This window comes from Paenibacillus polysaccharolyticus (assembly GCF_900102085.1).
In the GTDB taxonomy this organism is placed as follows: Bacteria; Bacillota; Bacilli; order Paenibacillales; family Paenibacillaceae; genus Paenibacillus; species Paenibacillus polysaccharolyticus.
Map to the genome: position 1 here is coordinate 1 of NZ_FMVM01000002.1, position 25,310 is coordinate 25,310.

The 25,310-nt window shown below is 45.9% G+C and carries 25 protein-coding genes; 23 read left to right on the plus strand and 2 right to left on the minus strand.

The genetic code is table 11. The features are described 5' to 3' along the window. The 11 genes from BLQ13_RS02555 to BLQ13_RS02605 form a co-directional block, all read left to right on the plus strand. Nucleotides 1-801, plus strand: an 801-nt coding sequence (locus tag BLQ13_RS02555; RefSeq protein ID WP_090915731.1) for an IS110 family RNA-guided transposase, incomplete at its 5' end; no start/stop codon positions are given. Nucleotides 802-1,077: 276 nt separating this feature from the next. Further along, a complete protein-coding gene (locus tag BLQ13_RS02560; protein ID WP_090916460.1) occupies nucleotides 1,078-1,830 on the plus strand; it encodes a FadR/GntR family transcriptional regulator in 753 nt (250 codons plus the stop codon). Next, nucleotides 1,827-3,038, plus strand: a complete 1,212-nt coding sequence (locus BLQ13_RS02565) for a M20 metallopeptidase family protein (protein WP_090915733.1) — start codon at nucleotides 1,827-1,829, stop codon at nucleotides 3,036-3,038. The genes BLQ13_RS02560 and BLQ13_RS02565 overlap by 4 nt, the downstream gene beginning before the upstream one ends. After that, nucleotides 3,035-4,606, plus strand: coding sequence for an ABC transporter substrate-binding protein (locus tag BLQ13_RS02570; protein ID WP_090915736.1), 1,572 nt, complete (start codon nucleotides 3,035-3,037; stop codon nucleotides 4,604-4,606). The genes BLQ13_RS02565 and BLQ13_RS02570 overlap by 4 nt, the downstream gene beginning before the upstream one ends. A 104-nt stretch (nucleotides 4,607-4,710) precedes the next feature. Further along, a complete protein-coding gene (locus BLQ13_RS02575) occupies nucleotides 4,711-5,628 on the plus strand; it encodes an ABC transporter permease (protein ID WP_090915738.1) in 918 nt (305 codons plus the stop codon). 15 nt (nucleotides 5,629-5,643) lie between these two features. Then, a complete protein-coding gene (locus tag BLQ13_RS02580; protein ID WP_090915740.1) occupies nucleotides 5,644-6,576 on the plus strand; it encodes an ABC transporter permease in 933 nt (310 codons plus the stop codon). An 18-nt stretch (nucleotides 6,577-6,594) separates the two neighbouring features. Then, nucleotides 6,595-8,706 (plus strand): S9 family peptidase, encoded by a 2,112-nt coding sequence (locus BLQ13_RS02585; protein ID WP_090915742.1) that lies wholly within the window; start codon nucleotides 6,595-6,597, stop codon nucleotides 8,704-8,706. A 203-nt stretch (nucleotides 8,707-8,909) separates the two neighbouring features. Next, nucleotides 8,910-9,272, plus strand: a complete 363-nt coding sequence (locus BLQ13_RS02590; RefSeq protein ID WP_167375621.1) for an Asp23/Gls24 family envelope stress response protein — start codon at nucleotides 8,910-8,912, stop codon at nucleotides 9,270-9,272. Between the two features lie 47 nt (nucleotides 9,273-9,319). Then, entirely contained in the window at nucleotides 9,320-9,928 is a 609-nt protein-coding gene (locus BLQ13_RS02595; protein WP_090915747.1) for a GNAT family N-acetyltransferase, read from the plus strand. Nucleotides 9,929-10,014: 86 nt separating this feature from the next. Next, on the plus strand, nucleotides 10,015-10,620 hold the full coding sequence (locus BLQ13_RS02600; RefSeq protein ID WP_090915749.1) for a pentapeptide repeat-containing protein: 606 nt from the start codon (nucleotides 10,015-10,017) through the stop codon (nucleotides 10,618-10,620). A gap of 120 nt (nucleotides 10,621-10,740) precedes the next feature. Then, nucleotides 10,741-11,307: a TetR/AcrR family transcriptional regulator gene (locus BLQ13_RS02605; protein WP_090915751.1), complete on the plus strand. Its 567-nt coding sequence runs from the start codon at nucleotides 10,741-10,743 to the stop codon at nucleotides 11,305-11,307. A gap of 156 nt (nucleotides 11,308-11,463) precedes the next feature. Here the strand turns inward: BLQ13_RS02605 and dapA are convergent, their stop codons facing one another. After that, the gene (gene dapA, locus BLQ13_RS02610) at nucleotides 11,464-12,333 is read right to left on the minus strand and encodes a 4-hydroxy-tetrahydrodipicolinate synthase (protein WP_090915753.1); all 870 of its coding nucleotides are present in this window, start codon (nucleotides 12,331-12,333) and stop codon (nucleotides 11,464-11,466) included. Nucleotides 12,334-12,455: 122 nt separating this feature from the next. Here dapA and BLQ13_RS02615 point away from each other — a divergent pair, with 122 nt between their 5' ends. From BLQ13_RS02615 to BLQ13_RS02645, 7 genes are all read left to right on the plus strand, one after another. Further along, complete coding sequence (locus BLQ13_RS02615; protein WP_312027612.1) at nucleotides 12,456-13,361, plus strand: LysR family transcriptional regulator; 906 nt, start codon at nucleotides 12,456-12,458, stop codon at nucleotides 13,359-13,361. Nucleotides 13,362-13,678: 317 nt separating this feature from the next. Then, nucleotides 13,679-14,833, plus strand: a complete 1,155-nt coding sequence (locus tag BLQ13_RS02620; protein WP_167375622.1) for a glycosyltransferase family 2 protein — start codon at nucleotides 13,679-13,681, stop codon at nucleotides 14,831-14,833. A 55-nt stretch (nucleotides 14,834-14,888) separates the two neighbouring features. Further along, complete coding sequence (locus tag BLQ13_RS02625) at nucleotides 14,889-16,175, plus strand: aminotransferase class III-fold pyridoxal phosphate-dependent enzyme (RefSeq protein ID WP_090915757.1); 1,287 nt, start codon at nucleotides 14,889-14,891, stop codon at nucleotides 16,173-16,175. A gap of 44 nt (nucleotides 16,176-16,219) precedes the next feature. Continuing rightward, nucleotides 16,220-17,251 (plus strand): zinc-dependent alcohol dehydrogenase, encoded by a 1,032-nt coding sequence (locus BLQ13_RS02630; RefSeq protein ID WP_090915759.1) that lies wholly within the window; start codon nucleotides 16,220-16,222, stop codon nucleotides 17,249-17,251. Between the two features lie 33 nt (nucleotides 17,252-17,284). Beyond that, nucleotides 17,285-18,529, plus strand: a complete 1,245-nt coding sequence (locus BLQ13_RS02635; protein WP_090915760.1) for an MFS transporter — start codon at nucleotides 17,285-17,287, stop codon at nucleotides 18,527-18,529. Between the two features lie 267 nt (nucleotides 18,530-18,796). Beyond that, nucleotides 18,797-19,390, plus strand: a complete 594-nt coding sequence (locus tag BLQ13_RS02640) for a DUF1349 domain-containing protein (protein ID WP_208606742.1) — start codon at nucleotides 18,797-18,799, stop codon at nucleotides 19,388-19,390. Between the two features lie 40 nt (nucleotides 19,391-19,430). Continuing rightward, nucleotides 19,431-20,072, plus strand: a complete 642-nt coding sequence (locus BLQ13_RS02645) for an HAD family hydrolase (protein WP_090915761.1) — start codon at nucleotides 19,431-19,433, stop codon at nucleotides 20,070-20,072. 4 nt (nucleotides 20,073-20,076) lie between these two features. Here BLQ13_RS02645 and BLQ13_RS02650 read toward each other — a convergent pair whose 3' ends face one another. Next, entirely contained in the window at nucleotides 20,077-20,892 is an 816-nt protein-coding gene (locus tag BLQ13_RS02650) for a helix-turn-helix domain-containing protein (RefSeq protein ID WP_167375623.1), read from the minus strand. Nucleotides 20,893-21,126: 234 nt separating this feature from the next. Here BLQ13_RS02650 and BLQ13_RS02655 point away from each other — a divergent pair, with 234 nt between their 5' ends. The 5 genes from BLQ13_RS02655 to BLQ13_RS02675 all read left to right on the plus strand — a co-directional run bounded on the left by BLQ13_RS02655 (nucleotide 21,127) and on the right by BLQ13_RS02675 (nucleotide 25,268). Then, complete coding sequence (locus tag BLQ13_RS02655; RefSeq protein WP_090915763.1) at nucleotides 21,127-22,260, plus strand: NAD(P)/FAD-dependent oxidoreductase; 1,134 nt, start codon at nucleotides 21,127-21,129, stop codon at nucleotides 22,258-22,260. 24 nt (nucleotides 22,261-22,284) lie between these two features. After that, the gene (locus BLQ13_RS02660; protein ID WP_090915764.1) at nucleotides 22,285-22,533 is read left to right on the plus strand and encodes a hypothetical protein; all 249 of its coding nucleotides are present in this window, start codon (nucleotides 22,285-22,287) and stop codon (nucleotides 22,531-22,533) included. A 46-nt stretch (nucleotides 22,534-22,579) separates the two neighbouring features. Beyond that, nucleotides 22,580-23,122 (plus strand): GNAT family N-acetyltransferase, encoded by a 543-nt coding sequence (locus tag BLQ13_RS02665; RefSeq protein WP_090915765.1) that lies wholly within the window; start codon nucleotides 22,580-22,582, stop codon nucleotides 23,120-23,122. Nucleotides 23,123-23,227: 105 nt separating this feature from the next. After that, nucleotides 23,228-23,905 carry a response regulator transcription factor gene (locus tag BLQ13_RS02670; protein WP_090915766.1) on the plus strand — a complete coding sequence of 226 codons (678 nt, stop codon included), beginning with the start codon at nucleotides 23,228-23,230 and terminating at the stop codon, nucleotides 23,903-23,905. Beyond that, complete coding sequence (locus BLQ13_RS02675) at nucleotides 23,898-25,268, plus strand: sensor histidine kinase (protein ID WP_090915767.1); 1,371 nt, start codon at nucleotides 23,898-23,900, stop codon at nucleotides 25,266-25,268. Before BLQ13_RS02670 ends, BLQ13_RS02675 begins: the two co-directional genes overlap by 8 nt. The last annotated feature ends 42 nt before the right edge of the window (nucleotides 25,269-25,310 follow it).

A 25,310-nucleotide genomic window follows, 5' to 3' on the forward strand; every position in this document is an offset into this window, starting at 1 on the left:
GATGAGATGTTTACAGAACTACAGCATTTGACTCGGCAGCATGAGTTTGTCACGGGAATCTTTGTGCAGGCGAAGCTGAACAGCAGAGCCTTGCTGGAGCAAGTCTTTCCGGCGTATGAGCAGATATTTTACAATGTGTTTTCAACAACATCATTGACCGTGCTGTCTCATTGTTTGGAGGGAAGTGTGACGAATTGGAATGAAGTCATTCAGGGTAATTTGGGACGATCCCATTCCAAGCAATGGGCCCATGAAAAAGCGAGAAAACTGGAGGAAGTACTGAATGAGTGGAGAGAAATTCGGCGTAGCCCTGCTCAAAGCAAGGCACTGCTTGGAATGATCTCTTTATTGCTCGCGATGATTCGGCAACTGGAGGAACTCGAAAAACAAATGGAGGAACTCGCAGAAAATCTGCCTGAAGTGGAACTAATGAGAAGTATTCCGGGAATTGGAACGAAACTGGCCGCAGCCATTGTAGCTGAACTAGGTGATGTGAAACAGTTTAGAGATGCGAAGCAACTTGTAGCGTTTGCGGGCCTTGACCCCGGGATTTTCAGTTCAGGAAAGTTCACAGCGACAAGTACACGAATCACGAAACGAGGCTCTAAAAGGCTCAGACGTTCGCTATATTTAGCGGTGCAATGTGGAATGCGAAAGAATGCGAATGCAAGAATCCGCTCGTACTACGAGAAAAAAAGAAAAGAGGGCAAGCCCTACAAGGTGGCCGTGATCGCCTGCGCAAACAAGCTGTTGCATCACATTTTCGCCATCTTGCAGAAGGGCCAGCCCTACCAAGTATAATCCATATTTAACCAAAACCTCCATAGCAGTGGAGGTTATTTGCATTGGTCGAAAAAAGTATAACATGAAAAGAAAACTCATCCAAGCTGAAATGCTTGACAAACATTAGCTGGTTTTTTCTTTATAGATAGAGTTTAATTTCGATGTGGAGAGAGTGATCTATATGGGGGATTAAAATAAATGTTGGATTTTAGCAAAAAAAGTATTGCATATCAGTTTAGTCGGAATTATATTAATGGTATAAGGTCTAGACCATATACAGATCGGAGTGATCAGATGTCTAATCCATTCTCCTTTCATTTCGAAAAAGTATCGACTAAAAAGGTTAGTGAATTTATTCGGGAACAACTGGAAGAAGCCATTATTCTAAAAGAGTTGATGAGTGAGGAGCAGCTTCCCGCTGAACGGGATTTAGCCGAGATGTTTGATGTAAGCCGTATTACGGTTCGCGAAGCGCTCTCAGCACTGGAAGATAAAGGACTGATAGAAAAAAGAGTTGGAGCCAAAGGTGGAACTTTTGTTCTGCCACTCACGACCAATTCGCATAAACGGACAAGAGAAGAGATCAAACAAGGCTGGGCTCAGATGCTCAAGGTGTTTGATTACCGGACCATTATTGAGCCGGAGGCGGCTTTTCTGGCTGCTGAGCGGATCACCGCAGGCGAACTGGAACAGTTGTATAACTATATGGAGCAAAGTATCGAGCCGGATTGCACACGGGAATGGTTCAGGGCACTGGATGTGAAATTCCATCTAACCATAGCCAAAGCATCACGAAATCCATACTGTGAAACAGCCGTCAGACAAATTCGAACGAAGATTAACCCGGCGCTCGATCTGATGCCTTACGATGACCGAATTCGTTCCGTAAACTACGAAGTACATATGGAGATTCTTGAAGCACTTAAGTCAAGAGACAGCGTAAGGTCACGGGATACGATGAAAAGGCATATCGAATTCTCGGCTGATGCCATCTATGCGCGCTTGGTGTCGGAATCCGAGCAACAGGAAAGGAATGAGATCCAATGAAGCAATCTGAATTAATACAACTGGCTCAGCCGCTACAAGCGAAGTTAAGTGCCTGGCGCAGAGACCTGCACCGCCATCCGGAGATTGGTTATGAGGAGCATCGCACCTCTGCTATTGTGGCCGAACATCTGGAAAGCCTTGGACTTGAGGTTACTCGTCATGTTGGGAAGACAGGTGTAACTGGCCTGCTTCGCGGAGAAACAGATGGCCCTACCTTTGCACTTCGAGCAGATATGGATGCATTGCCGATTGAAGATCAAAAATCAGTGGAATATCGCTCAACGGTGAAGGGCAAGGCACACCTCTGTGGTCATGACGCACACACATCGATTCTGATGGGTGCTGCTGAACTACTCACAGGGCTTGGCAGACCGAAATCCGGTAATATTAAATTCATCTTTCAACCTGCGGAAGAGGGACTAGCCGGTGCAAGAGCCATGATTCAGGACGGCGTGCTGGAGAATCCAAAGGTGGATGCCATTGCTGGCTTGCATATGACACCCGGTCAGGATACGGGAACAGTTGGGGTGAGCCAGGGAGTTGCCTTTGCTTCGGCTGATCCGCTCGTCATCAAGATTGTGGGTCAGGGAGGTCACGCGGCTCGTCCGCATGAAGGTATTGATGCGATCGCCGTATCCGCTCAGGTGATTACTGCGCTACAAAACATCGCCAGCCGTATGGTGGACCCGCTTGAACCTGTAGTGGTCACGATTGGTAAAATCACCGGAGGTTATATGGGTACCGCTATAGCACCTGAAGTCGAGATGATTGGCACAGTCCGCACATTATCTCCTGCAGTGCGTGAACGGATGCCATCTCTGATCAAACAAGTCGTGAACGGTGTCTGCAGTTCTTTCGGAGCGGCATGTGAAGTCACCTATGGTGACGGTTATCCGGTTGTTGTGAATGACCTTGGCATGGTTGATCTGCTCACAGAGGTCTGTGAAGAGGTGAATGCGCAGAAGGGGTGGAGTTACATCAAACCGTCGACAGGCGGGGAAGACTTTGCTTTTTATTGCGAACATGTGCCTGGTGTGTTTTTCCGGTTAGGATCGGGAAATGAAGAGGAGCGTACACGGTATCCGCTTCATCATCCGAGATTTGATCTTGACGAAACGGTCATGCCTTACGGCGTAGGCTTGTTGTCAGCAATTGCACTTGAATTTTTGGCAAGGAATACAACTTCCAAGGGGGAAGAATCACAATGAAAAAGAGACAATGGACAGGCTTGTGGATTACTTTGCTGGCAATCGTGATGGTGTTAAGTGCTTGTGGTGGGGGCAGTAAAGGTACGACGAACAATGCAACCTCTGAAGGAAGCGGAAGCGAAAGTGCAGCTGCCAGTAGCACGTTAACAATTGCGGCGGCAACGGATATCGAAAGCTTTGATCCACACAACAATAACAATACCGCGAGTGAAGCTGTGCTTGTAAATGTATTTGATTATTTAATCAAAAACGACAGTCAGCAGAAAAAAGTTCCTGCGCTCGCTACTTCATGGGAGCAAGTGAACGATACAACGTGGAGATTCAAGCTGCGTGAAGGTGTAACGTTCCACAATGGCGACCCGTTCACTTCCGCTGATGTGAAGTACACGCTGGAGAGAGTCGCTAAAGATAATACGCTGAAGCAAAATAGTTATTTCAAAAACATCGTTGAAGTCAAAGCGGTGGATGAGCATACGGTAGACATCATTACCGATGGTCCAGACCCGTTGTTGCTCAATCGCTTGTCCAAAATGGGCGCTGGCATCCTGCCTTCCAAATATATTGCAGACAAGGGCATGGACACGTTCCTGAAAGAGCCGGTGGGTACTGGCGCATACAAGTTCAGCAAATGGACCAAAGACGACCGGATTGAGCTCGTGAAAAATGAAAACTATTTCGGCGGTGAGCCGAAGTGGAATGAAGTGGTATTCCGTGTCATCCCTGAGGCTTCCACACGTGTATCTGAATTGCTTGCTGGCGGAGTTGACGTTGCGTCATCCATCCCATCAACAGATATTGCACGTATTGAAGGCGAAGCAGACAAAAAAATTGTGAAAGCACCTATTCAGCGTGTTCTGCAACTGATCTTCCGTCAAACGGAAGGCAGCATTACAGCTGATCCAAAAGTTCGTGAAGCCATTGATCTGGCGATTGATAAACAAGGGATCGTAGACAGCATTGCCGGGGGAGCAGGGATCGTTACACGTACATCTGTAACACCTGGAAACTTCGGAGCTGACCCGTCACTGTATAAGACATCATTGTATGATTTGGAAAAAGCAAAGCAACTGCTAAAAGAGGCAGGCTACGCTGAAGGCACGGCCGAGATGACCATCTCCGTATCTTCTCAGTACAAGGAACAAGCTGAGGTTGTTGCAGCCATGCTGGATCAGGCCGGATTCAAAATCAATCTGGACGTGCTTGAGCCGAGTGCATTCAGCGAGCGTTATAGCTCCAAATCATTTAAAGAAATTTTCATGATCGGAATCGGTAACTCCCTGTTTGACGCGTCCAACAACTATAACCGCTATATGGTGGAAGAAGCCAAAGGGGAATCGGACTACAACAATCCGGAAGTGGAGAAGTTGCTGCAATCTGCGCTTGTAAACATGAATCCTGAGTCTCGTGAGAAAGAATATCAGCAAGTACAACAGATTTTCTCAGAAGAGCGCCCTGCCGTATATTTGTATCAGATGGAAGGCGTCTATGGAACCAATGACAAAGTGAACTTTGCACCACGCAGTGATGAGATGTTCTATGCGGATGAGATTACACCTGTTGCAAAGTAACAGAGGCTAATACCACCTGTCATTGCATGAGTAAGCCGTGAACGGCAGGGACTGGATGAACAAGTTCCTGCCGTTCTTTTTTGGAAAGAGGAGGTGAGCCGGGAGTGGGAAAATACGTATTCAAATCTTTACTGCAGGTCATTCCGGTGCTGTTTATTGTCTCATTAATTGTTTTTATTCTGGTTCGGGTCACGGGTGATCCTGTGGCTCTGATGTTACCTGAGACCGCTACAGCAGAGGACAGGGCTGTGTTGACGCAGGCACTGGGCCTCGATCAGCCTTTATACGCGCAGTATATGAAATTTCTCGGTAATGCCATTCAGGGAGATTTTGGTCAATCCTTTCGTTACGGTCAGCCTGCACTTGAGCTTGTGTTAGAGCGATTGCCTGCAAGCTTTGAACTTGCCGCGGCTGCCATGTTATTTGCAGTATTGATGGCTGTTCCGCTGGGAGTGATCTCGGCAGTGAAAAGAAATACATTTACCGATCTTCTCATTTCAGGTATTTCGGTGATTGGCAAAGCGATGCCAAACTTCTGGATGGGCATTATGCTCATTCTGTTATTCTCCGTTGTGCTGGGCGTTTTACCGGTTTCGGGTCGCGGAGGTTTATCCCATCTGATTCTGCCCGCTTTTACGCTGGGGGTGGGACTTGCTGCACAGATGACACGGCTAATCCGATCCAGCATGCTGGAGATTCTGAATCAAGATTACATTCGCACAGCACGCAGTAAAGGACTGGGACGAATGACAGTGATCGCGAGGCACGCGTTCCGTAACGGTTTAATTCCGGTTGTGACCATTATGAGTCTGCAGTTTACCAGTCTGATCGGAGGTACTTTGATTACAGAAACCGTATTTTCCTGGCCAGGCTTGGGTCAACTGTTAGTTGTGGCCGTAAATACACATGATATGGCGATTGTGCAAGCAGCCGTGTTTGTGATTGCATTCATTGTAGTGGTTGTTAATATTCTCACGGATGTGTCCTACAGACTGCTGGATCCACGTATCAAATATGACTAGAAGGGGGTGCGATCTATGAGAGACAACGATGAAACAAATGTTCTGGTTACCGAACCGGACAACAGAAGTTCGCGTACGATTGCCGGAATTCGATCCATCTGGCAACAGCTAATCATCAGCAAGACCGGATTCATCGGTGCAGTGCTCGTATTGGTTGTTGTCCTGATTGCAATAGCCGCACCTCTGCTAACGAGTCATGATCCGTCAGCGGTCAACCCGCTGAACCGTCTCAAACCACCTGCGTGGCTTGAAGGCGGGAAGGCCGAATACTGGCTGGGAACGGACAATCTGGGCAGAGATATGTGGAGCCGTATTGTATATGGCGCACGCGTGTCTTTAATTGTAGGTATGGGCGCCGTCATAGTCTCCGGAATAATCGGAGCCGTTCTGGGTCTGATATCCGGATTCTATGGAAAGTGGCTGGATGCCATTATTATGCGTGTGGGTGATGCATTCATGGCGATACCAACGATTCTGTTCATGTTAGTGGTGATGGCTATTGTGGGTCCAGGGATGACCACGTTGATCTTTGTTATCGGTGTAACCAACTGGGTGCCATTCACCCGTGTAGTTCGTAGTGAAGTGCTTAGTATGAAAGAGCGGGATTTTGTATTTGCCGCCAGATCGATTGGTGCCAAAAATGGACGGCTGATTATCAAGCATATTTTGCCTAACGTATTGTCGTCGTTTATTGTCATCTGCGGTATGAATGTAGGAACAACAATCATCATGGAAGCGTCGCTGAGTTTTCTGGGACTTGGAATAAAACCACCGGATGTATCGTGGGGCGGCATGTTAAGTGACGGACGGCAGTATGTAGCCACGAGCTGGTGGGTTGCTACATTTCCGGGACTAGCTATTACGTTTACTGTGCTGGGTGTTATTTTCCTCGGCGATTGGTTGCGGGATGTGCTTGATCCTCGAACAGAGTCAGCTCAGAAATCATAACGGAAGGGAGTTATGGATATGAAAAAAAGCCAGATTACGCCGGAGGATCTCTATCACTACCGCTGGATCAGTCAGCCAGTGATCAGTGCAAATGGACAAGTAGCCTACGTTGAACAAACGATTGATCGGGCGAAGAACGAATATAACACACAAATTCGGGGGATTTCGCTGGATGGGACAGAAGATGTAGCGCTGACGGATGGAACGAAGGATTCCTCTCCTGCATGGTCACCAGACGGCAACAAGTTGACGTTTATTCGATCGACTCAGGCTGGAAAAGGACTTTGGTCTGTTCATACGGAATGTACAGAACCATCCATGCTCATATCTCCTGAACGTAAAATCATGAGTTACGTCTGGTCTCCCGACGGGAAGTATATTGCGTTTACGAGTAAAGCTCAGATGAATTCAGCTCAATTATCAACCGATGAGTCGGCGAAAGACGCTAACGATGAAGCAACACGGCAACCAGAAGCAACATTGCGGGGAAAAGTCTACGAGCGCACTACGCCGAAAGCTGAGGGATCAGGTTGGTGGGATGGTCAGTACAGCCATTTGTTTCTTTACGAGATCAAGAGTGGACTAATCAAGCAGATAACCTCCGGGTTATGGAACATCACTACCCCCGTCTGGTCACCGGACAGCCTGAAACTTGCATTTATCTCCAAACAAGTAGAAGAAGCAGGATCAGATCCGGATTTGCTTCATCATACGGACGTGTATATGACCAGCATTGAAGCAAACTCAGGAAAAGTTGAAGAACCTTTCAAAGTTACGGATTCCAGTCTCCAGATCACCCAATTTTCTTTTACAGCCGATGGAAAACAACTAATTCTGATTGCAAGCGATCGTAAATACGGAAGTGGAAGTCATCATCAGCTGTTTACACTTCCCGTGAATCGGGGGATACCCAGGCTATTCGCACCTGAGCTAGATATGCACATCGGTAATGCTGCACTGGGGGATATGAAGTCGGCAAGCGCCTCTCCTTCGCCAATCATTAGTCGTTCATCTTCTCAACCGGGAGTATATGTACTAGGCACACATCACGGTAATGTCGATGTATACCGAATTCAGTCCGATGGAAACTGCGAAATGATCACAACTGCAGGAGAAAAAGATGTTTATCAGTATACGATCTCTGCAGATGAAGAGACTTTGGTTGTAGCTGCGCTCACGGATAAGCATCCAGGAGAGTTGTACACCGTCGGCATGAAAAGCGGTAAAATGGTCAGACTCACTCATCGTAATGATGAATTTATGGGGGAACGAATGGTTAACGTACCGGCAAGAGTGGAATTCACCTCATCGGACGGTTGGCGGATTCAAGGCTGGCTAGCGATGCCTGATTTAACGAAAGATGCAGATTGGACTGAAGCTACGGGTGCAACGGCTCCATCGTCCGGAATTCAGATTGAAGATGAACTGCAATCTGATCGTAAGTTACCTTTGATTTTACAGATTCATGGTGGACCTCATGCGATGTATACCGGAGCATTCAGTCATGAGATGCAGACACTTCTCGCAGAAGGTTATGCTGTATTATGGGTTAATCCTAGAGGTAGCATAGGTTATGGCCAGGAGTTCGCCAGAGCTTGTCGTGGAGACTTCGCTGGCGGTGATTATCGGGATCTGATGGAAGCGGTAGACGAAGTGTTAGCTGCACATCCGATCATAGATGAATCACGTTTGGGTGTTGCTGGCGGTAGTTATGGCGGGGTCATGACCAACTGGATTGTCGCTCACTCAAACCGTTTCAAAGCAGCAGTGACACAACGCTGTATCTCCAACTGGTTATCCATGTACGGCACAAGCGACATCGGGATTTCTTACGTGGAGGGTGTTATTGGGGGGAATCCTGCGGAGAATGCTGCATATCTCTGGTCTCGATCGCCGCTTGCTCATGCGCACAACATCAAAACTCCGTTGCTTATCATGCACGGGGAACAGGATTATCGAACACCGATAGCTCAGGCGGAGGAATTGTACACGACATTGAAGCGTTATGGAAAAACAACCAAGCTGATCCGCTACCCGGGTTCTAATCATTCACTGCTCAAAAGTGGCAAACCTTCTCTTCGAGTCGATAGCTTCGAACAGGTGAATGCCTGGTTTAACGAGTACTTGTAGCTCATCAAATGCAGAATGAATTCGGGAGTTAGCCTTTCAGCGAATCTTTTTATAGAATGAACACCTAATATAGAGAAGCCAAAAAACCGCAATTGATGCGGTTTTTTTTTTGCTTTATGCAGAAATAGTTGAATTCAGTTCTTGAATGATATATATTTTGATTAAATGATAGTATTTACTATCAAAAAATGGAGGCGATTCATATGATGAATCATCAAACGTTAGGTCAGATCCAAATATCCGATGAAGTCATCTCTAAAATGGTCGGTAAAATAACAGGTGCTACCCGTGAAATTTCTTCCATGTCGGCTGGATTGGTTGAAAGTATTGGCAAAATATGGAGCGGTCGTAGCGGGCATAACGGTATTGTCATTCGCAGAGTAGACAATAGCGTGGAGATTAACGTGAAAATCATTGTTCATTACGGTAGTAAAGTACACGAGGTTTGCAGAGAGTTACAGCAAAAGGTCATTGACCAGGTTGAACATCTTACTGGGATATCCATTCAAGCGGTGAACGTTTTTGTAGATGGCATGACATCCGAAGCATATCCGTCCAAATCTTAAGATCGAAGAGAAGAGAGCTTACTAAGCATACATGAGGAGTGATCACCATGAGCCAAATATCTATTTATAAAGCAAATCCGCAAACCGCCGTCGGAGGAAAACTAACGGAGATGGCGCTTGATTACATGAAATATTCATTGGCGGGTTCCAGGGAGCCCGCAGTTATAGATAAGACCTTCCAGAAGCTCTGGAAGTCCCGAAATAATCGGTTTAGTCACGAGTACGCTTACGAAGCGGTTCGGGAGGGGAAAACACTCGGCATGATCATGTGTTATCCAACGACACTGATGAATAAGCTGGCATGGCCGACGTTTTCACAGCTGTTTGACATACACAAATGGAAGCTGATCGGATACAACCTGCGTAACTGGAAGGAGTTTTATACGATGGTGACGTTAAAAGAGGCAGAGAACGATGAATATCACATCGGAATTATTGCCGCTCTACCAGAAAGCAGGGGGCTTGGGATCGGGACAGAATTGATCCGTCATGCGGAGAAACAGGCGCTTCTGCAAGGATTTGCAAAGTCTTCCTTAACCGTCAAACAGGAGAATGCAGGTGCCATCAAGCTCTATGAACGTCTGGGGTACAACAAAGTGGGAGTGATTAGTAAACCTGCTGTATCCATGTATCGAATGTCGAAAGCACTTCACTGAATGAAGTGATCTCATATGGTATAGTAGAATGAGTTGTTATTTAAAATGACTACGACGTTAACACGATACCAAATGAGGTGTAATCCATGTATCAATATAAGGATCAGGAATATGAGGGCGTTCACTTTGAGGGGCGGGATTTGCGTTACGGCGAGCTAATTAGCTGTGTGTTCAAGCATTGCACGTTCATGAATGCCTCCATGGAAGAAGTCGAAACAAGCCATTGCCGTTTTATTGAATGTGATTTCAAAGGGGCATCCATGAATGGTTCCATACATACGGAGTCTGCATTTGAGAATTGCCTGTTTGGGGGTGCCAACCTGTTTGCTTCCAAATTTACAGCTTGCAAGATGACGGGATCGGATTTTTCCGGTGCCCAGATGGACGGCATTACACTTGTCAAAGGAGATTGGTCTTATACCAATCTGAGATATACGCGACTTGGGAGACAGGATTTGCGAGGGATTCGTTTTTTTGAAGCGGATCTGGCTGAATCCGATTTAAGCAAAGCGGATTTGCGTGATTGTGACCTCACGAGAGTATCCATGAGTAAGGTAAAGCTACAGGGTGCGGATTTGCGGGGGGCAATCTTGGATGGCATTGATCTGAAATCACTAGATTTAAAGGGTGTACGTATGGATCGCGAACAGGCGGTTCTGATTGCACGCTCCTATGGAGCGAAAGTAGACTAGCTTGACCTCTGATTTGAAATGGACATCATCACTTTTGACTAATCAGAAAAAGAACCAAAGTCACGTACCTATGACCAAAATAAAAAGTAATAGTCTATTCGTTCCGAGGTGCCGTTAGAGATGAAAAATGAGAAGTTAACATTTAAGCAAAATCGAATGCTTGCCATTCTGGATGAAGCCACAAAATTACTGATCGAGAAGCCCAATGCGTCGATGAACGACATTGCTGAAGCCGCGAACATCGGAATTGCCACATTACATCGATATGTGGAGAGCCGTGAGCAACTGATGATTCACTTGGCGATGCGTGCAATTGATGTTGTTAACGAGACGTTGCAACACGTCAAGCTCGATGAGGAGCGGGTTGAACACTATATCCCGGAGCTGATTGAAGCGCTAATTCCACTTGGGGATAAGATATATTTTCTGGCTCACGATGCAACCGTCAATTATAATGCCGAGATTGAAGGGGCCGATCAGAAGCTGAGACAACCGGTGCTTCATGCCATTGGTATACTTCAAGAAAAAGGCTTTTTTCGTTCGGATGTGGACAAAACGTGGATTGTAGATGTTCTGTATTCAATTCTTTTCTTGACGTGGCAACAAGTGATCCATGGCAATATCGCCAGAAATGCTGCGCCTGCACTTGTTGTGGACACGTTCTATCACGGTTTTGTTACGAGATGAGCTGAAAAAGAAGCAGGATATCAAGCATTTTTACGTTGTTGCTTCTATGGAGTGTTAAACAAGTGCACAGCAAAAGCCGCAGATGAAACTGCGGCTTTTTATATTTCGACCTATGGCTATCTGTGGCTATGTTCTATAGAGGTGTTCCACTTAATTTTACAGTGCAATCTTTGCTTTTAATTGTTCAGATGCTGGCATGAGAGGCAGGCGCAGCTGTGCAGAAGCGATAATGCCTTGCTGCGCAAGCAGATGTTTCAGCATGGCAGGCGCAGGCTCTTCGAAGAGATTCTTAATGAACGGAAGCAACTGCGTATAGAGACGGTAGGCATCTTCTTTTTCATCAGCCACAAAACGGTTATACACTTCCAGGAACCGCTCTGGATTAATACTAGCCGATGCCATCATGCCGCCGGCTGCACCTCTCGTTAACATATCGAAGAAGAAGGTATCATCTCCACACAAAATGGGCTTCGAGCCGCAACGTACCAGTTCGGTCATAAGATCGAGGTTATTTGTGCTATCCTTAAGACCAATAACACCATCGATGTTCATAATTTTTTTCATCATATCTATGGAAACTCTAACCCCTGTACGGGCTGGAATTTCGTATACCATCACGGGTATGCCCACGCTGGCTGCCATGCGGAAGTGCTCGTAAATGCCCTCTTCCGTGGGTCTGTTATAGTATGGAGTAACGACAAGAACAGCATCGGCTCCGAGTGCGGCAGCTTTCTTGGTTCTTGCCACCGTTGAAGCGGTATCATTGGTTCCAGTTCCAACCATAATGGGTACGGAGGAGTTGATGCTGCTCAGAGTTTCCTTCGCGGCCTTCACAAGCTGTTCTACTTCATCCCATGTCACGGTAGGTGACTCTCCAGTCGTACCATTAATCACCAAGCCATGAATGCCACTGTTAGCCATAACTTTGATGTAGTTTTGGAACGAAGGAAGATCAAGTTCGCGTTCTTTGGTAAAAGGTGTGATTACAGGTATATAAATACCTTGAATCTGTTGTTCGGTTAACATCGTATTACCCCCAAATGTATGTTGGAATTCCATTTCATTCACTTTACCATGGGAAAAGGTATCATAGTTAGCTATAATAGATGATAGGTGTTATCAATAATTTCGATGATGTGAGGGAATAAATGATGGATTTGAATTATTTTCAAACCTTTCGTGAGGTGGCATTGAGGCAGAGCTTTACCAAAGCGGCCGAAGAGCTTGGTTACGCCCAGTCAAGTGTGACAACCCAGATTCAAAAGCTGGAGAAAATTTATCAGGTCAAACTATTCGAACGTTTTAATAACAATAAAATCCGGCTTACTTCGGCTGGAGAAGAGCTGTTTAAGTTGTCTGGACAGCTTCTGGAGATATTTGAACATTCTCAGGAGAAGCTGACCAAACAGGGCGGCGGATCACTTACCATTGCTACGATGGACTCGCTTGCTTCTTATTATCTGCCGGTGCCCATTCAAACGACACGTAAACAATATCCCGAGCTAGGCATTCGGCTACAGACCGATCGGGAAGATCTGATTCTACAAAAAGTCAGAGAAGGGGAGGCAGACGTGGGTCTTATTCTGGCCAATGCTTCACCGGAATCCGGATTACAATGGATTACGATTCGCGAGGAACCGCTGGTGCTTATCGTGAATTCAGACCATCCACTTACAGCTAAATCCGAGGTAACATTGAGTGATTTAGCCGATGAAGAATGGATCATGCCGGAGGATTCGTGCAATTACAGGCAGTTGCTGGAGAAAGTGCTTAGAACCAACGCTATTCCCTACAAAGTGGGACTTGAGCTGGGAAGTCCTGAGGCCATTAAACGAAGTATTATGGCTGGGCCGGGCATCTCGCTTTTACCTCGTATGATTGCCATGGATGAGATCCAACGACAGAAGCTCTCGGTATTACCACTGGTTCATACGGACTTTACACTGGAAATTCAGCTTGTTATTCATGCCCGCAAATGGATATCGCATGCACTGCAACAATTCATCACGAATCTGGGTGCCAAAGAGTCCGATTGGTTGCCTGCAAAGGCATAAAGTTAAGCAATTATTGGCGTATTTAATAAATGAAGAGCAACTTCTAAAAACTCTTGATCGGTTTCTCGCATTAGATGCGAGGGGCCCATCGAGAGTTTTTTTGATTTATGAAGAGATTCAGATATTGATAGTGTTCAGAATTTAAGATTTAAAACTTCCAAAAAATGATATAAATTTCTATTAGATTCAAATCATTACCAAATTAAGACAAAGTTAGAGTGGAGGAGGACGACAGAGAACAAGTAGTTATATCTTGCACATATTCATAATCTTAACCAACGGGTTCCAACAAAATTAACTTCATGAGGAGGAATTATATGCTTTACACGATTATTGTACCGGTCAATCAGGACTATAACATTCTGAACCTGTTTACAGACTCGCTGCTTCGAACAGTCGTCCCATCAACACAAATTATTTTTATCAACGATGGATCTGGCTCTGTCGTCTTCCAGCACCTGGATAAACTCAAACAAGAGGTTGGAGAAGGTGTGACCATTGATATTCTTCAGCATGACTTTCCGCTTGGCTGCGCCGTATCCATTAACAGCGCCCTGAATCTTGCTAAGGGAGAATATATCTTTTTCCTCGACTCCGACACGATATTGCAGCCTCATTGGCAAACGATGATGAAGGAGACACTCGACACGGATATTACGATCGGTATGATCGGAGGCGTACTGTTGTATCCGCAGACTGGCGGTGTGCAGCATTGTGGTATCGCCTTTGCTGTCTCGATTGGACGCCATCTTTTTCTGAACGCATCCCCGGATGATATCCCGAAGGAGACATTCTCCGTGCAGCTTGTTGTATTTGCGATGTTTGGCATGAAACGGGAAGTTTATGAGACGATTGGCGGCCTGGATGAAAAGTTTTTCAACGGATATGAAGATTTTGATTATCAGATGCGCGCCAGAGAAGCGGGTTATGATACGGTTATTAATCCTAACATTCAAGCCTATCACTGGGAACGAAGCAGCGGTATTCATCGCAATTTTAACCGCAAGAACAATCTGGCACGATTTTGGAAAAAGTGGGGAAGTCAGATCGAAGCCGATGTATGGCCCTTCGTATTCAGTCATCTAAAGGAGCAATTGCATCATCAACGCGAATATGAGCATCTGCCAATGATCGGTATAGATCTTGCCGAGGTTCGAAGTGATGCGGACACGTTCTGGAGCAAGCTTGACGAGGCAGGTATCGCGCCCCTTGCCGACGTGCGAGACTACTCCAACCGCTTTAACTCAAATGGAGCCATATGGCTACCCCAAGTATTAGGCAAGGAGTTAATTCATAGCGAAAATCGGTTGCTGTTTCTGGTGGACAACTTCACTCGATTGTTGGAGAACCGCTATTGGATCGAAATGAGGCATGCACATAGAGCCAAGGATCTAATTATTGACCTCTACGGTAACGTAATTACGATGGATCGCATCTATGATGGATGTTGGCCGGGCACGAAAGTGCGATAACTTAATCATTCAGGTTGTGATACACCACTATTAAGCCATAGGGAGGTACTTCAAAGTGAGCGATGAAAAAAGCACGCTGGATCGTGCCGCAAGATTTACTCAAAATCTGGAGTGGCTGCAGAAGGTTGAAAAGGTTATTCCGAGCGGGTGCAGTACACTAGCCAAAGCGCCAGAACGCTTATTTCCGGGACATACTCCGGTCTGCTGTGCGGAAGCATATCATTCCCGATTCACGGATATTGACGGTAATGAATGGCTGGATTGTGAGATGGCCATGGGCACGGTTCCTTGGGGGCATGCCAGACGAGAAATTCAGCTTACGGTCATTCATCAGTTAAAAAAAGGGACAGGCTTTTCACTTCCAGCGGATATTGAACTGGAGTGTGCCGAGTTAATTCTGGAGCGGTTCGAGGGACGTTATCCATCCCTGCGCTTCACCAAGAGCGGTGCAGACGCAGTAAGTGGAGCGGTGCGGCTGGCCCGTGCGGGAAGTGGTAAAAGCAAGGTCATTGCAACAGCTTACCACGGGTGGCATGATTGGTCCGCATATGGTTATTACGGCAGTCAGACCAAAGAACGCGGCATTCCGGTGGATATTGAGCGTTCCACGATTTGGGTGAATAAGGCTTCCTATACTAACATTCGGGAACACACTTCATCTATGGATGATATCGCTTGTATTGTCTTGTGCCCCAACGAGTGGAATAAAGAAGAACTGGAGAAGGTAGTGAATTTATGCCGCACTCTGGACATCATTATTATCTTCGACGAGGTTACTTCGGGAATACGAATGGGCAAACAGGCGACTGCAGGAGAGTATGACATCTGGCCGGACTTGCTCTGCATTTCCAAGGGCATGGCCAACGGACTTCCGCTTGCGGCAGTAATGGGGCCAGAGCATCTCATGTCCCTTGCAGGACAGGTGAGATTCAGCAATGCGCATTCCAGCGAGACCACAGCACTTGCGGCGGCTATTGCTTGCGAAAGGTTAATTAAAAATGCCAAAGTCTGGCCCACTTGGCGTGAACCCGCTACACGGATCATGAAACGACTGGAATCGGAACTTGTGCTGCTTGGTCTTACGGAACAATTAGCCTTAAAGGGAACCTACGCGAGCTTTTACATTCAGTCCCTAGATGAGCAAAATTTTCAGACGGACCCGTTCCGCGAATTTATGGTGAAGAAGATGGCTCATTACGGCATTTTCACCAAAGGTTACTTTATTTTCTCGGATACGCATACGCGGGAGGAATTGATTTGGGTGGAGGATGCACTGCTTCAGATCTTGTCGGACTGGAAAGAAATGCAGAAGCTTGAACATCTGAAATATGCCAATCTGTAAGGAAAGTAACACGAAAATTTATGATATGACCAGGAGGATATCTCATGAAAGCACTCGTATATCAAGATTTGAAACAGGTGGAGCTACAAGAGATTGAGGAGCCCGTCATTCAAAGACCGAATCAGGTCAAAGTGAAAATCTATGGATCAGGGATCTGTGGAACAGATTTGAACATTGTTAAAGGTAAAGTCCCGGCAAACAAAGGAACCGTTATCGGTCACGAGGGCGTAGGAACTGTGGTCGAGGTGGGAGATGAAGTAAGGGGTATTCGCGTAGGAGATCGGGTTCTCGTGGACCCGACGCAATCTTGCGGACACTGCTCGTATTGCCGTGAAGGCTTGTTCATTTACTGTGAAAATTTCGATGACTACCAAGTAGGAATGACCACACACGGAACGTTTGCCGAATACTTTGTGGGAGATGAAAAATATATCTATCCGATTCCCGATTCCATGAGCTGGGAAGCGGCCATGATGATTGAACCTCTGGGTTGTGTGTTGCAAACATTCATGAAAGCAGGCGTGAAGCCAAGTGATTCTGTACTCGTGCTGGGGTCAGGCGCCATTGGTTCGCTGTGTCAGCTGGTGAGCAAACGACTGGCAAGACTTACGGTGGGTACTGAGATTGATCCTTATCGCAAACAATTCGCAGAAGGGGTCGCTGATTATGTCTACTATCCGCAGGATCTAACACTGGACAAAGTATATGAGATCAACAATAACAAAAAGTTTGATATCGTTGTCGATGCTGTAGGGAATCAGCTTCATGTCGGGTTTGAGATGATTGCTAAAGGCGGCCGGATCATTCCGATGGGGTATGACGACAGTTACGAAGTGACTTTTAAATCAACCCATGTCATTAACGATGGACTCAGTATTATTGGTGCGGTAGCTGTACACTCCATGATCAGCACGGCGTTGAAATTCGCGCAAAGCATTCCTGAGCTAGGGCAGATGGTAACAGCCAAAGAATTTTTGACGGACTATGAGCAGGCTTTCAATGGCACCATCGGTTATGACCTGCGAAGCGGGGAGAAGTTGCCGATGAATTCGGTGAAGACCGCATTGATTCTGTAATAATGTAGAGCAGAGAGAAAGAAGGGATATGGAGTGAAGCTGCTTCGGGATTTGCCGAGAAATCCGCGGTATTCCATTTTACTAGAACCGGTGTGGGCCATTCCGGGAACGATTGTTTTGTTTTACGCTCCTTTGTATATGAAAGAGGCCGGTTTGTCCGACATTGAGATAGGCATCATTAATTCGGTGAATCTGTATTTTGCCTTCATTTTTCAACTATTTGCAGGGTCAGTGACTAATAAGCTGGGACGTAAACGAACGACACTGATCTTTGATTTACTCGCCTGGAGTGTACCCATGTTCATCTGGGCATTTTCACAAAATTTCTGGCTGTTTCTCATGGCTTATTTGCTTAATGCGACATCAAAGTTTGTCACGGTGTCTTTCAATTGTCTGATCATTGAAGACGTAGAAGAACATAAACGATCCAAGGTGTTCGCCATGCTGAATATGATTATTACCGGTGCGGGAGTGCTTACACCGATTGCGGGAGTTGTGATTGCAGACTTTGGCATCGCGCCTACGCTAGCAAGCATTTATTTTGTGGGCGGGCTGCTGATGACAGCGATGTTTTTTATTCGTAATCGCTACACGGAAGAGACTGAGGTTGGCAAGGAATTGATGGGCATACACAGCAAAACGCATGTATTTCGCAGCCTCGTCACCAGCCTTCGTCTGTTTGGAAGGTCGTTCTACAAGCGCAGGTTATTTCCGATCATTTTAATTACTGTATTGTCTAATCTGGTTCTGCAGTTAAATTTCTTTCAGGTCATCTATTTTAAGGAGCAGTTAAGCTTTGGTGATCGAGTGATCTCATTTGTTCCCGTCGTGACAGCGGTTACCGTCATGCTGCTCTATCTGGTTATTCTTCCGCGCTTGAAGCAGAGATCGGAAGAGAAGTATGTTAGCTTCTCCATTGTGCTCAGTACCGCGGGTGCTGTGTTATTTCTTCTGATTCCGGCCGGTAATATAGCGATGCTGTTCCTTACCCTTATTGTACTTGCTGCCGGGAACTTCATTCTGCAAACGTACCGTGATTCATTACTGATGAACCGACTGGGCACACATGAGAAGGCGGACATGTTCTCGGCTGTACAGACGGTTATGACGTTAACAGCAATACCTTCCGGGTATCTAACCGGGTTGCTGTATCATTATCATCCGGTCCTTCTGTTCGGCGTTATTCTTGCACTGTATATTTTCTTGATGATTATTATGTTGTTTTTACATGATCCACCGCAACGCCCCCAAGTGATGGGATCTTACAAAAATATGTAGAAGAAGGGCTTTTCTGTATGTTGCCGAATATATAAAACGGTAAAATGCAGTTAATATATATTTTGAGCTATTCATTTACACTTGAACGGAGAGGACAGAAAAAACCTGAAAAAGTGGAACGGTCGCCTTTATCACGGGATTTTAACTTTATTAATAGTAAACAAAAAAATCTGGGGATAACAGCGATTGTAAGGTTATTCTGTCATCGGAGTGGCTTGTGTAAAGTCTTAGTTCAATTTATATAGCACAATCCTTGGGAGGTTTTGAATGATGAATGTAATGACAACGGAAGCAAGGGAGAAAATGAGCTGGATCAATGAGCCGCACAACTGGTCATATACGGATCAAGGTGGACTGATCATAGAGGCACAAGCCGACTCGGATTTTTTCCAAGACCCGGCAGGCAAGCATATTCGAGCGACCGCACCGTTCTTGTCGATGTCCGTGGCTGGTGATTTCGAAATGACTGCACAGCTGACGGTAGAGATGAAGCATCAATATGATTCCGGTTGTTTGATGGTGATGGTCGACGAACGTAACTGGTGCAAACTGTGTTTTGAATATGATGGTAAGGCCGCAACGATCGTATCTGTTGTTACACGCGATGGTTCATCCGATGATTGTAACTCGACAGAGGTGCCTGTGTCAGATCCTTACCTGCGTATACGAAAAGTGGAGGGATGTCTGTCCTTCTTTTACTCTCCCGATGGGGAAGAATGGAAGTTAATTCGATACTTTGGCATGCCGATGGATGGAGAGCTTCGAGCTGGAGTTGTTGCTCAGTCACCGACCGGCACGGGTTGCACTTGTCACTTTTTATCCGTAAGCATGACCCAGCCGGATTTGACTGCACGCTTCTGATCCGTTTCTCCAGCGATGGCTGAGAGAGAGGAATAGAACAATGGTACAGAAGTTAAAAGCATTTATATTTGATTTTGACGGCCTGATTGTCGATACAGAAACGCCTTGGTATTATGCTTTTCGTGATATTTATGAAGAGCATGGTGTGGAGCTGGGACTTGAGCTTTGGTCTAAAAACGTAGGCACCTCCTTCGAGGAATTTCATCCGTATCGATATCTGGAGCAGATGTTGCAAAAAGAGATCAATCATGAGCAAGTCCGCTTGCTCTCTGAACAGAAGTACGAAGCATATTTGGGACAAGCAGGCATACTCCCGGGCGTACTTGAATTGCTGGACGCTGCTCGGGAGAAGGGAATTCGGCTTGCGGTTGCTTCGAGCTCCACTCGTGATTGGGTACACGGGTACTTGCAAAAGCTTGGGTTGTTTGATTATTTTGAAGTCATTCATACCTCGGATGATGTGAAGCGAGTGAAGCCTGACCCGGAGCTGTACCTGCTGACGCTGCAGAAACTTGGTGTGGAGGCAGATGAGGCGATTGTTTTTGAGGATTCTCCCAATGGACTAAAGGCAGCAAATGCCGCAGGTATCCGTTGTTATATCGTGCCGAACGAGGTAACACGTGGTTTGGAATTCACCATGCATGAACGGAGGTTATCCTCGCTGGCCGAGATGAAGATATGATTTTTTATCTCTGAAACTTTTTGCGCAGTTCAATGGGTGAGATGCCTTCATATTTTTTGAACACGGAACCGAAATAACTGGCACTGTTAAAACCGACGGCTTTTGCAATCTCATGTGCGGTGATATCCTCTTGCTGCACAAGCATCTCCTTGGCCTTAAGCAAGCGATAGCGAACCAGGTAATCGAGTGGAGTCATATGGAACTCTTTTTTAAAGATGCGGTTCAGATGTTGCTCGGTCACATTCATCTGATCCGCGAGTAGGGAGAGGGAGAGATCTTGTTGATAGTTTTCTTTGATAAAAGCAACAAGCTCTGTCAGACGCAGCCGAGCCTCAGAGCGCTCAACCTTGCTGTAGCGTTCACTCTCAATGGTTAAACGAACCAAAAGAGTATAGAGCAGTGTAGAACCATGCCAGATATAATCCTTGTGACGGGACTGTAGCGCCAGTGTGATCTCACGTAACAGGAGGCCAAGTATGCCTTCCGGTTTGAAGGCGCTCAGTTCCCCGATCTGCAAGGAGTGCAGGAAACGCGGCAAAATGTAGCCATTAAACGACAAACAATCAAACTGTAATGTGTTACTTGAATTGTTATAACGGTAGGGAACTTCAGGAAACATGATAAGCGCTGTTCCTTTCCGAACAGAAAGCTCGAGATTTTTGGCAGCGATTCTCCCTGTTCCGCCGATGCATTGTACAATGGTGTAATCCCGTGAATGGTCGCTCCAATCCATTAATTCATTAACGGTCAGCCGGTTTTGCCCAGTAATCATGAGAGGCATATCGGGCACTAGCAGATTTCCCATGTTAGGTTTCAGCATCGTTGAATAATTCCTCTTTTCGTTAAAAGGTCTTGTGCAGGTAGCATGATTAGACATGAAAGAAACCTGAATAGAATTATATTACATAAATGTAATTATTTTAAATGTGTCAACATCTTAGCTTTGTATTTTACCGAAAACGGTATCCGCGGTATCCAGGTGCCACAGCTTGCCAACAGAATGGCAAAAAGGGTACGCTATATAGATGAATGGACGAAGGAAAGGAATACTCGTATGAAAAAAGTCATCGTAGTCGGAGCGGGAATACTAGGAGCATCAACAGCGTATCATTTAGCAAAATCAGGAGCAGAAGTGCTTCTTATCGATCGGAAAGATGCAGGGCAGGCCACGGATGCGGCTGCTGGTATCATCTGTCCTTGGTTGTCTCAGCGTCGGAATCAGGATTGGTATCAGCTAGCCAAGGCAGGTGCTCGTTATTACCCTGAGCTTATAACTGAATTAGAACGTACCGGGGAAACCGAGACGGGGTATGCGCAGACAGGCGCACTCAGCATACATACGGATCAGGAGAAGATTAACAAAATGGCGGAGCGTGCCAAGTTGCGCAGAGAAGATGCGCCTGAGATTGGTACAATCACATGTCTGGATGAAAATGAAACCCGTGAACGGTTCCCTTTACTTGGGGGAGGTTATTCATCTGTACACATCAGCGGTGCTGCGCGTGTGGATGGAAGAGCGCTGCGTGATGCATTGATCCGCTCTGCACAGCGGCACGGCGCTCGTCTGATTGAGGGAGAAGCCAGAGTGCTCTATGAGAATGAGCAAGTAACTGGTGTTGAAGTGCAATCGAAGCATTATGTCGCGGATCGTGTGGTTGTGTGTGCAGGTGCGTGGGCGAATGAGTTAATGAAACCACTGGGGATTCTTTTTAACGTCCATTATCAGAAGGGTCAGATTGTGCATTTGCGTACTTCTAATCAGCAAAATACAGAAGAGTGGCCTGTCATTATACCGCCTACTGATCAGTATTTACTTGCGTTTGCAGATCAGAAAATAGTTATTGGCGCCACACATGAAAATGATGTTCACGGTTACGATACACGAATTACTGCTGGAGGCATGCAAGAAGTGTTGAACAAAGGACTAGAACTGGCACCTGAGCTTGCAAACAGCACACTTGATGAGGTTCGTATAGGTTTTCGCCCATTCACCCCAGGATTTTTGCCTGTTATGGGACATGTCCCGGGATGGTCAGGTCTGATCACAGCTAATGGATTGGGTGCTTCTGGTCTAACCATGGGGCCTTATATTGGTAGTCAGCTTGCCAAATTGGCGTTAGACATGGCACCGGATATCAATATAGATGTGTATGATGTAAGTAAAGCGATCGAGTCGAACGCAGAATAACAGCTACATGAATGAGGTGAGCAAATGACGTATTCACAGCGTTTATCCGGCGGAGCAAGCCTGTCGGAAGTATTGTATCTGGAACAGCAGATTGATCAAATAAAAGAAGAACGCGTTGTAGCTGTTGAAAAACTTAAGCAGTATGAGCAAGTCGCAGAGAACGAGCAGACAAAGGATTCTCAGAAACAGATTGCTGACGCGAAAGAACATCTGAATATGATGTCAACTTGGCTTGAAGAGCTGGAGAATACATTGGATGAACTAGTGGATTAGGTTGTTTTCAGATGACTTGAACTGAACTTCTAAGGAGTAACTTGAGATGAAATATGAGGCGGAACGAATTTATATCAGAGCTTGGACGTTAGAAGATGCTACGTTGCTTCAGGAGTTTCAAATGGGCAATAGAGAAGAAATAGAGAGGACTTCGGCTGGTCATCGAGATGAAGCATTTTATAGTCTGGATGGACAGACCCGTCTGATTGAGACATGGCTTGAGCTGAGAAAAGAAGGAAAACGACATTCTTTTGGCATTTTTCTTAAAGATACCGATGAACTGGTGGGCGAAATCTCATTATTTCAAATTGAATTGAATGGTGCGGCAAAATGGGTCATTGGTTATGCAACAGATCGGCAACATCACGGTAAAGGGTATATGAGCGAGGCGTTGAAACGTGTGCTTCAATATGCCAAACATGAGATGAGCATTACACATGTTGAAGCTGGTGCTGTTCCAGACAACATAGGCTCCATTCGTGTGCTTTTGAAAGCAGGCTTCCAGGAAAGTGGCACACACGATGTACCCATTCAAGGGGTGATGAAAAAACATACGATGTTCACGATATCTCTGACGGATGTGGAATAAGCAAAGAGGATCAAATGAGATTGCAAAGATTGAGGATTCACTAAATTAACGAACTGGCGATATAAATGCATAACAATTCGTATAATGTTGCCGAAGGAGAAGCATATGGCTACCATATTAGTTGCAGACGATGATGCGAATATTCGTGAGCTGGTCTGCTTGTTTTTGCGAAATGACGGATTCGACACCGTAGAGGCTGTGGACGGCCATCAGGCGCTCACGTTATACAAGGAACGTCACATTGATCTGGTGGTGCTGGATATTATGATGCCAGTGATGGACGGGTGGGCGTTGTGCAGAGAATTGAGACAGTTGAACGCAGACCTACCCTTACTTATGTTGACAGCTAGAGGTGAGACATGGGAAAAGGTGAAAGGTTTCGAACTAGGAACAGATGATTATTTAACGAAACCATTTGACCCGTTGGAGTTAACTGTACGTGTGAAAGCTCTGCTAAAACGGTACAAGATTGGCTCCACTCATATGATTCAATTTGGAGACGTCACACTGGATCGTCAAAGTTACAAAGTTATCCTGGGTACAGAGTCGTTAACTTTGCCACTCAAGGAATTTGAATTGTTATACAAGCTGGCCGGAACACCGGGGCAGGTATATACAAGAGAGCAATTGATCGATCAAATCTGGGGGCTGGATTACACAGGGGATGATCGGACAGTGGACGTACATATCAAACGTTTGCGTGAACGGTTTGCGACGACGCCTGATTTTCAGATTGAAACGGTTCGTGGTTTAGGATATCGGTTAGAGGTCAAGCATGATTAAGTCTTTGTATATCCGGGTTGTTGTGACTTTTCTCATTTCTGTGATTGCCGGGACCGTGATTGCTTTCCTCTTGTCCACCTGGATTTTTGAAGATCAACTCAATGAGAATTCACATATCAACATACGCAATTTCGGTCAGGATGTTGTACAGATATACAAAACGCTGCCACTCTCCGAAGCGGATGCATTCGTCAACAACATGAAGCAGCTCGATTTGTACTATATTCGGATGTATGAGCCGTCAGGACAATTCCAAACGTACGGAAAGGCTATAGATCATAAACCTATTTCAGTTACGGAAGAGCAGCTTCAGAAAGTACTGGGAGGAGCCGTAGTGGAGGCGACTCCGAATGGTCTTGGTACAGTTCTACTGGGATTGCCAGTCCAGACTGCTGGCGGGACTCGAGCTATGTTTCTGGAGACGCTGTCGCCGCCTGCTGCCGCTGCTGTGATTCAATGGGGTACAATCTTTGCCACCTCATCTCTGGCCGCCGGAAGTCTGATCATTCTGATTGCTTCCATGTTTTTGGTTAGACCCATCAAAAAATTAACCCAGGCAACCAAACGTATCGCAGCAGGTGATTTCAATGTAAAACTGAATATTAAGCAATCTAGTGAACTGGGCACGCTCGCTCGTAGTTTCGAAGATATGATGAAGGATCTACAGCAACTGGAGCAGATGAGAAGAGAGTTTGTAGCCAACGTCTCACACGAGGTACAATCACCGCTTACTTCCATATCAGGGTATGCCCAAGCATTGAAAAATGTAGAGTTACCAGATCAGGAACGAGGACGGTATCTCGATATTATCATTTCAGAGGCGAAACGCATGTCTAAAATGAGTGATAATTTGCTTAAGCTCAGTATGCTGGAATCACAATCTCATCAGTTGCAACTCGCCACGCGTGATCTTGATGAACAGATCCGAAGGGTTATCGTTGCATTACAGCCCCAATGGTCCGCTCGGGATATTCGTTTTGAGCTGGATTTACAGAAGGTTCAAGTCATCGCAGATCACGATCAGTTGAATCAGGTATGGACGAATATTCTCAGCAATGCGATTAAGTTTTCAGAGAATAAAGGCGCAATTCACGTCAGGATGGAACGGGATGTTAGGACTGTAACAGCATATATAACGGATGAGGGAATTGGTATTCCTCTCGAAGATCAAAAGCGTGTATTTGAGCGCTTCTTCAAGGCCGATCGTTCCCATAGTCGGAAATATGATGGTAGCGGGATGGGGCTTGCGATCGTGAAACAGATTATTTCGTTACATAAAGGGGATATCGCGGTGGAGAGTAAAATGGGCCAAGGAACAACATTTATAGTAAGCTTGCCAATTAGTCCACCGACGGCAGGATAGTCAAGTATGCTGGGTGATTTCTCTTAAGGTCATTCAATGCTC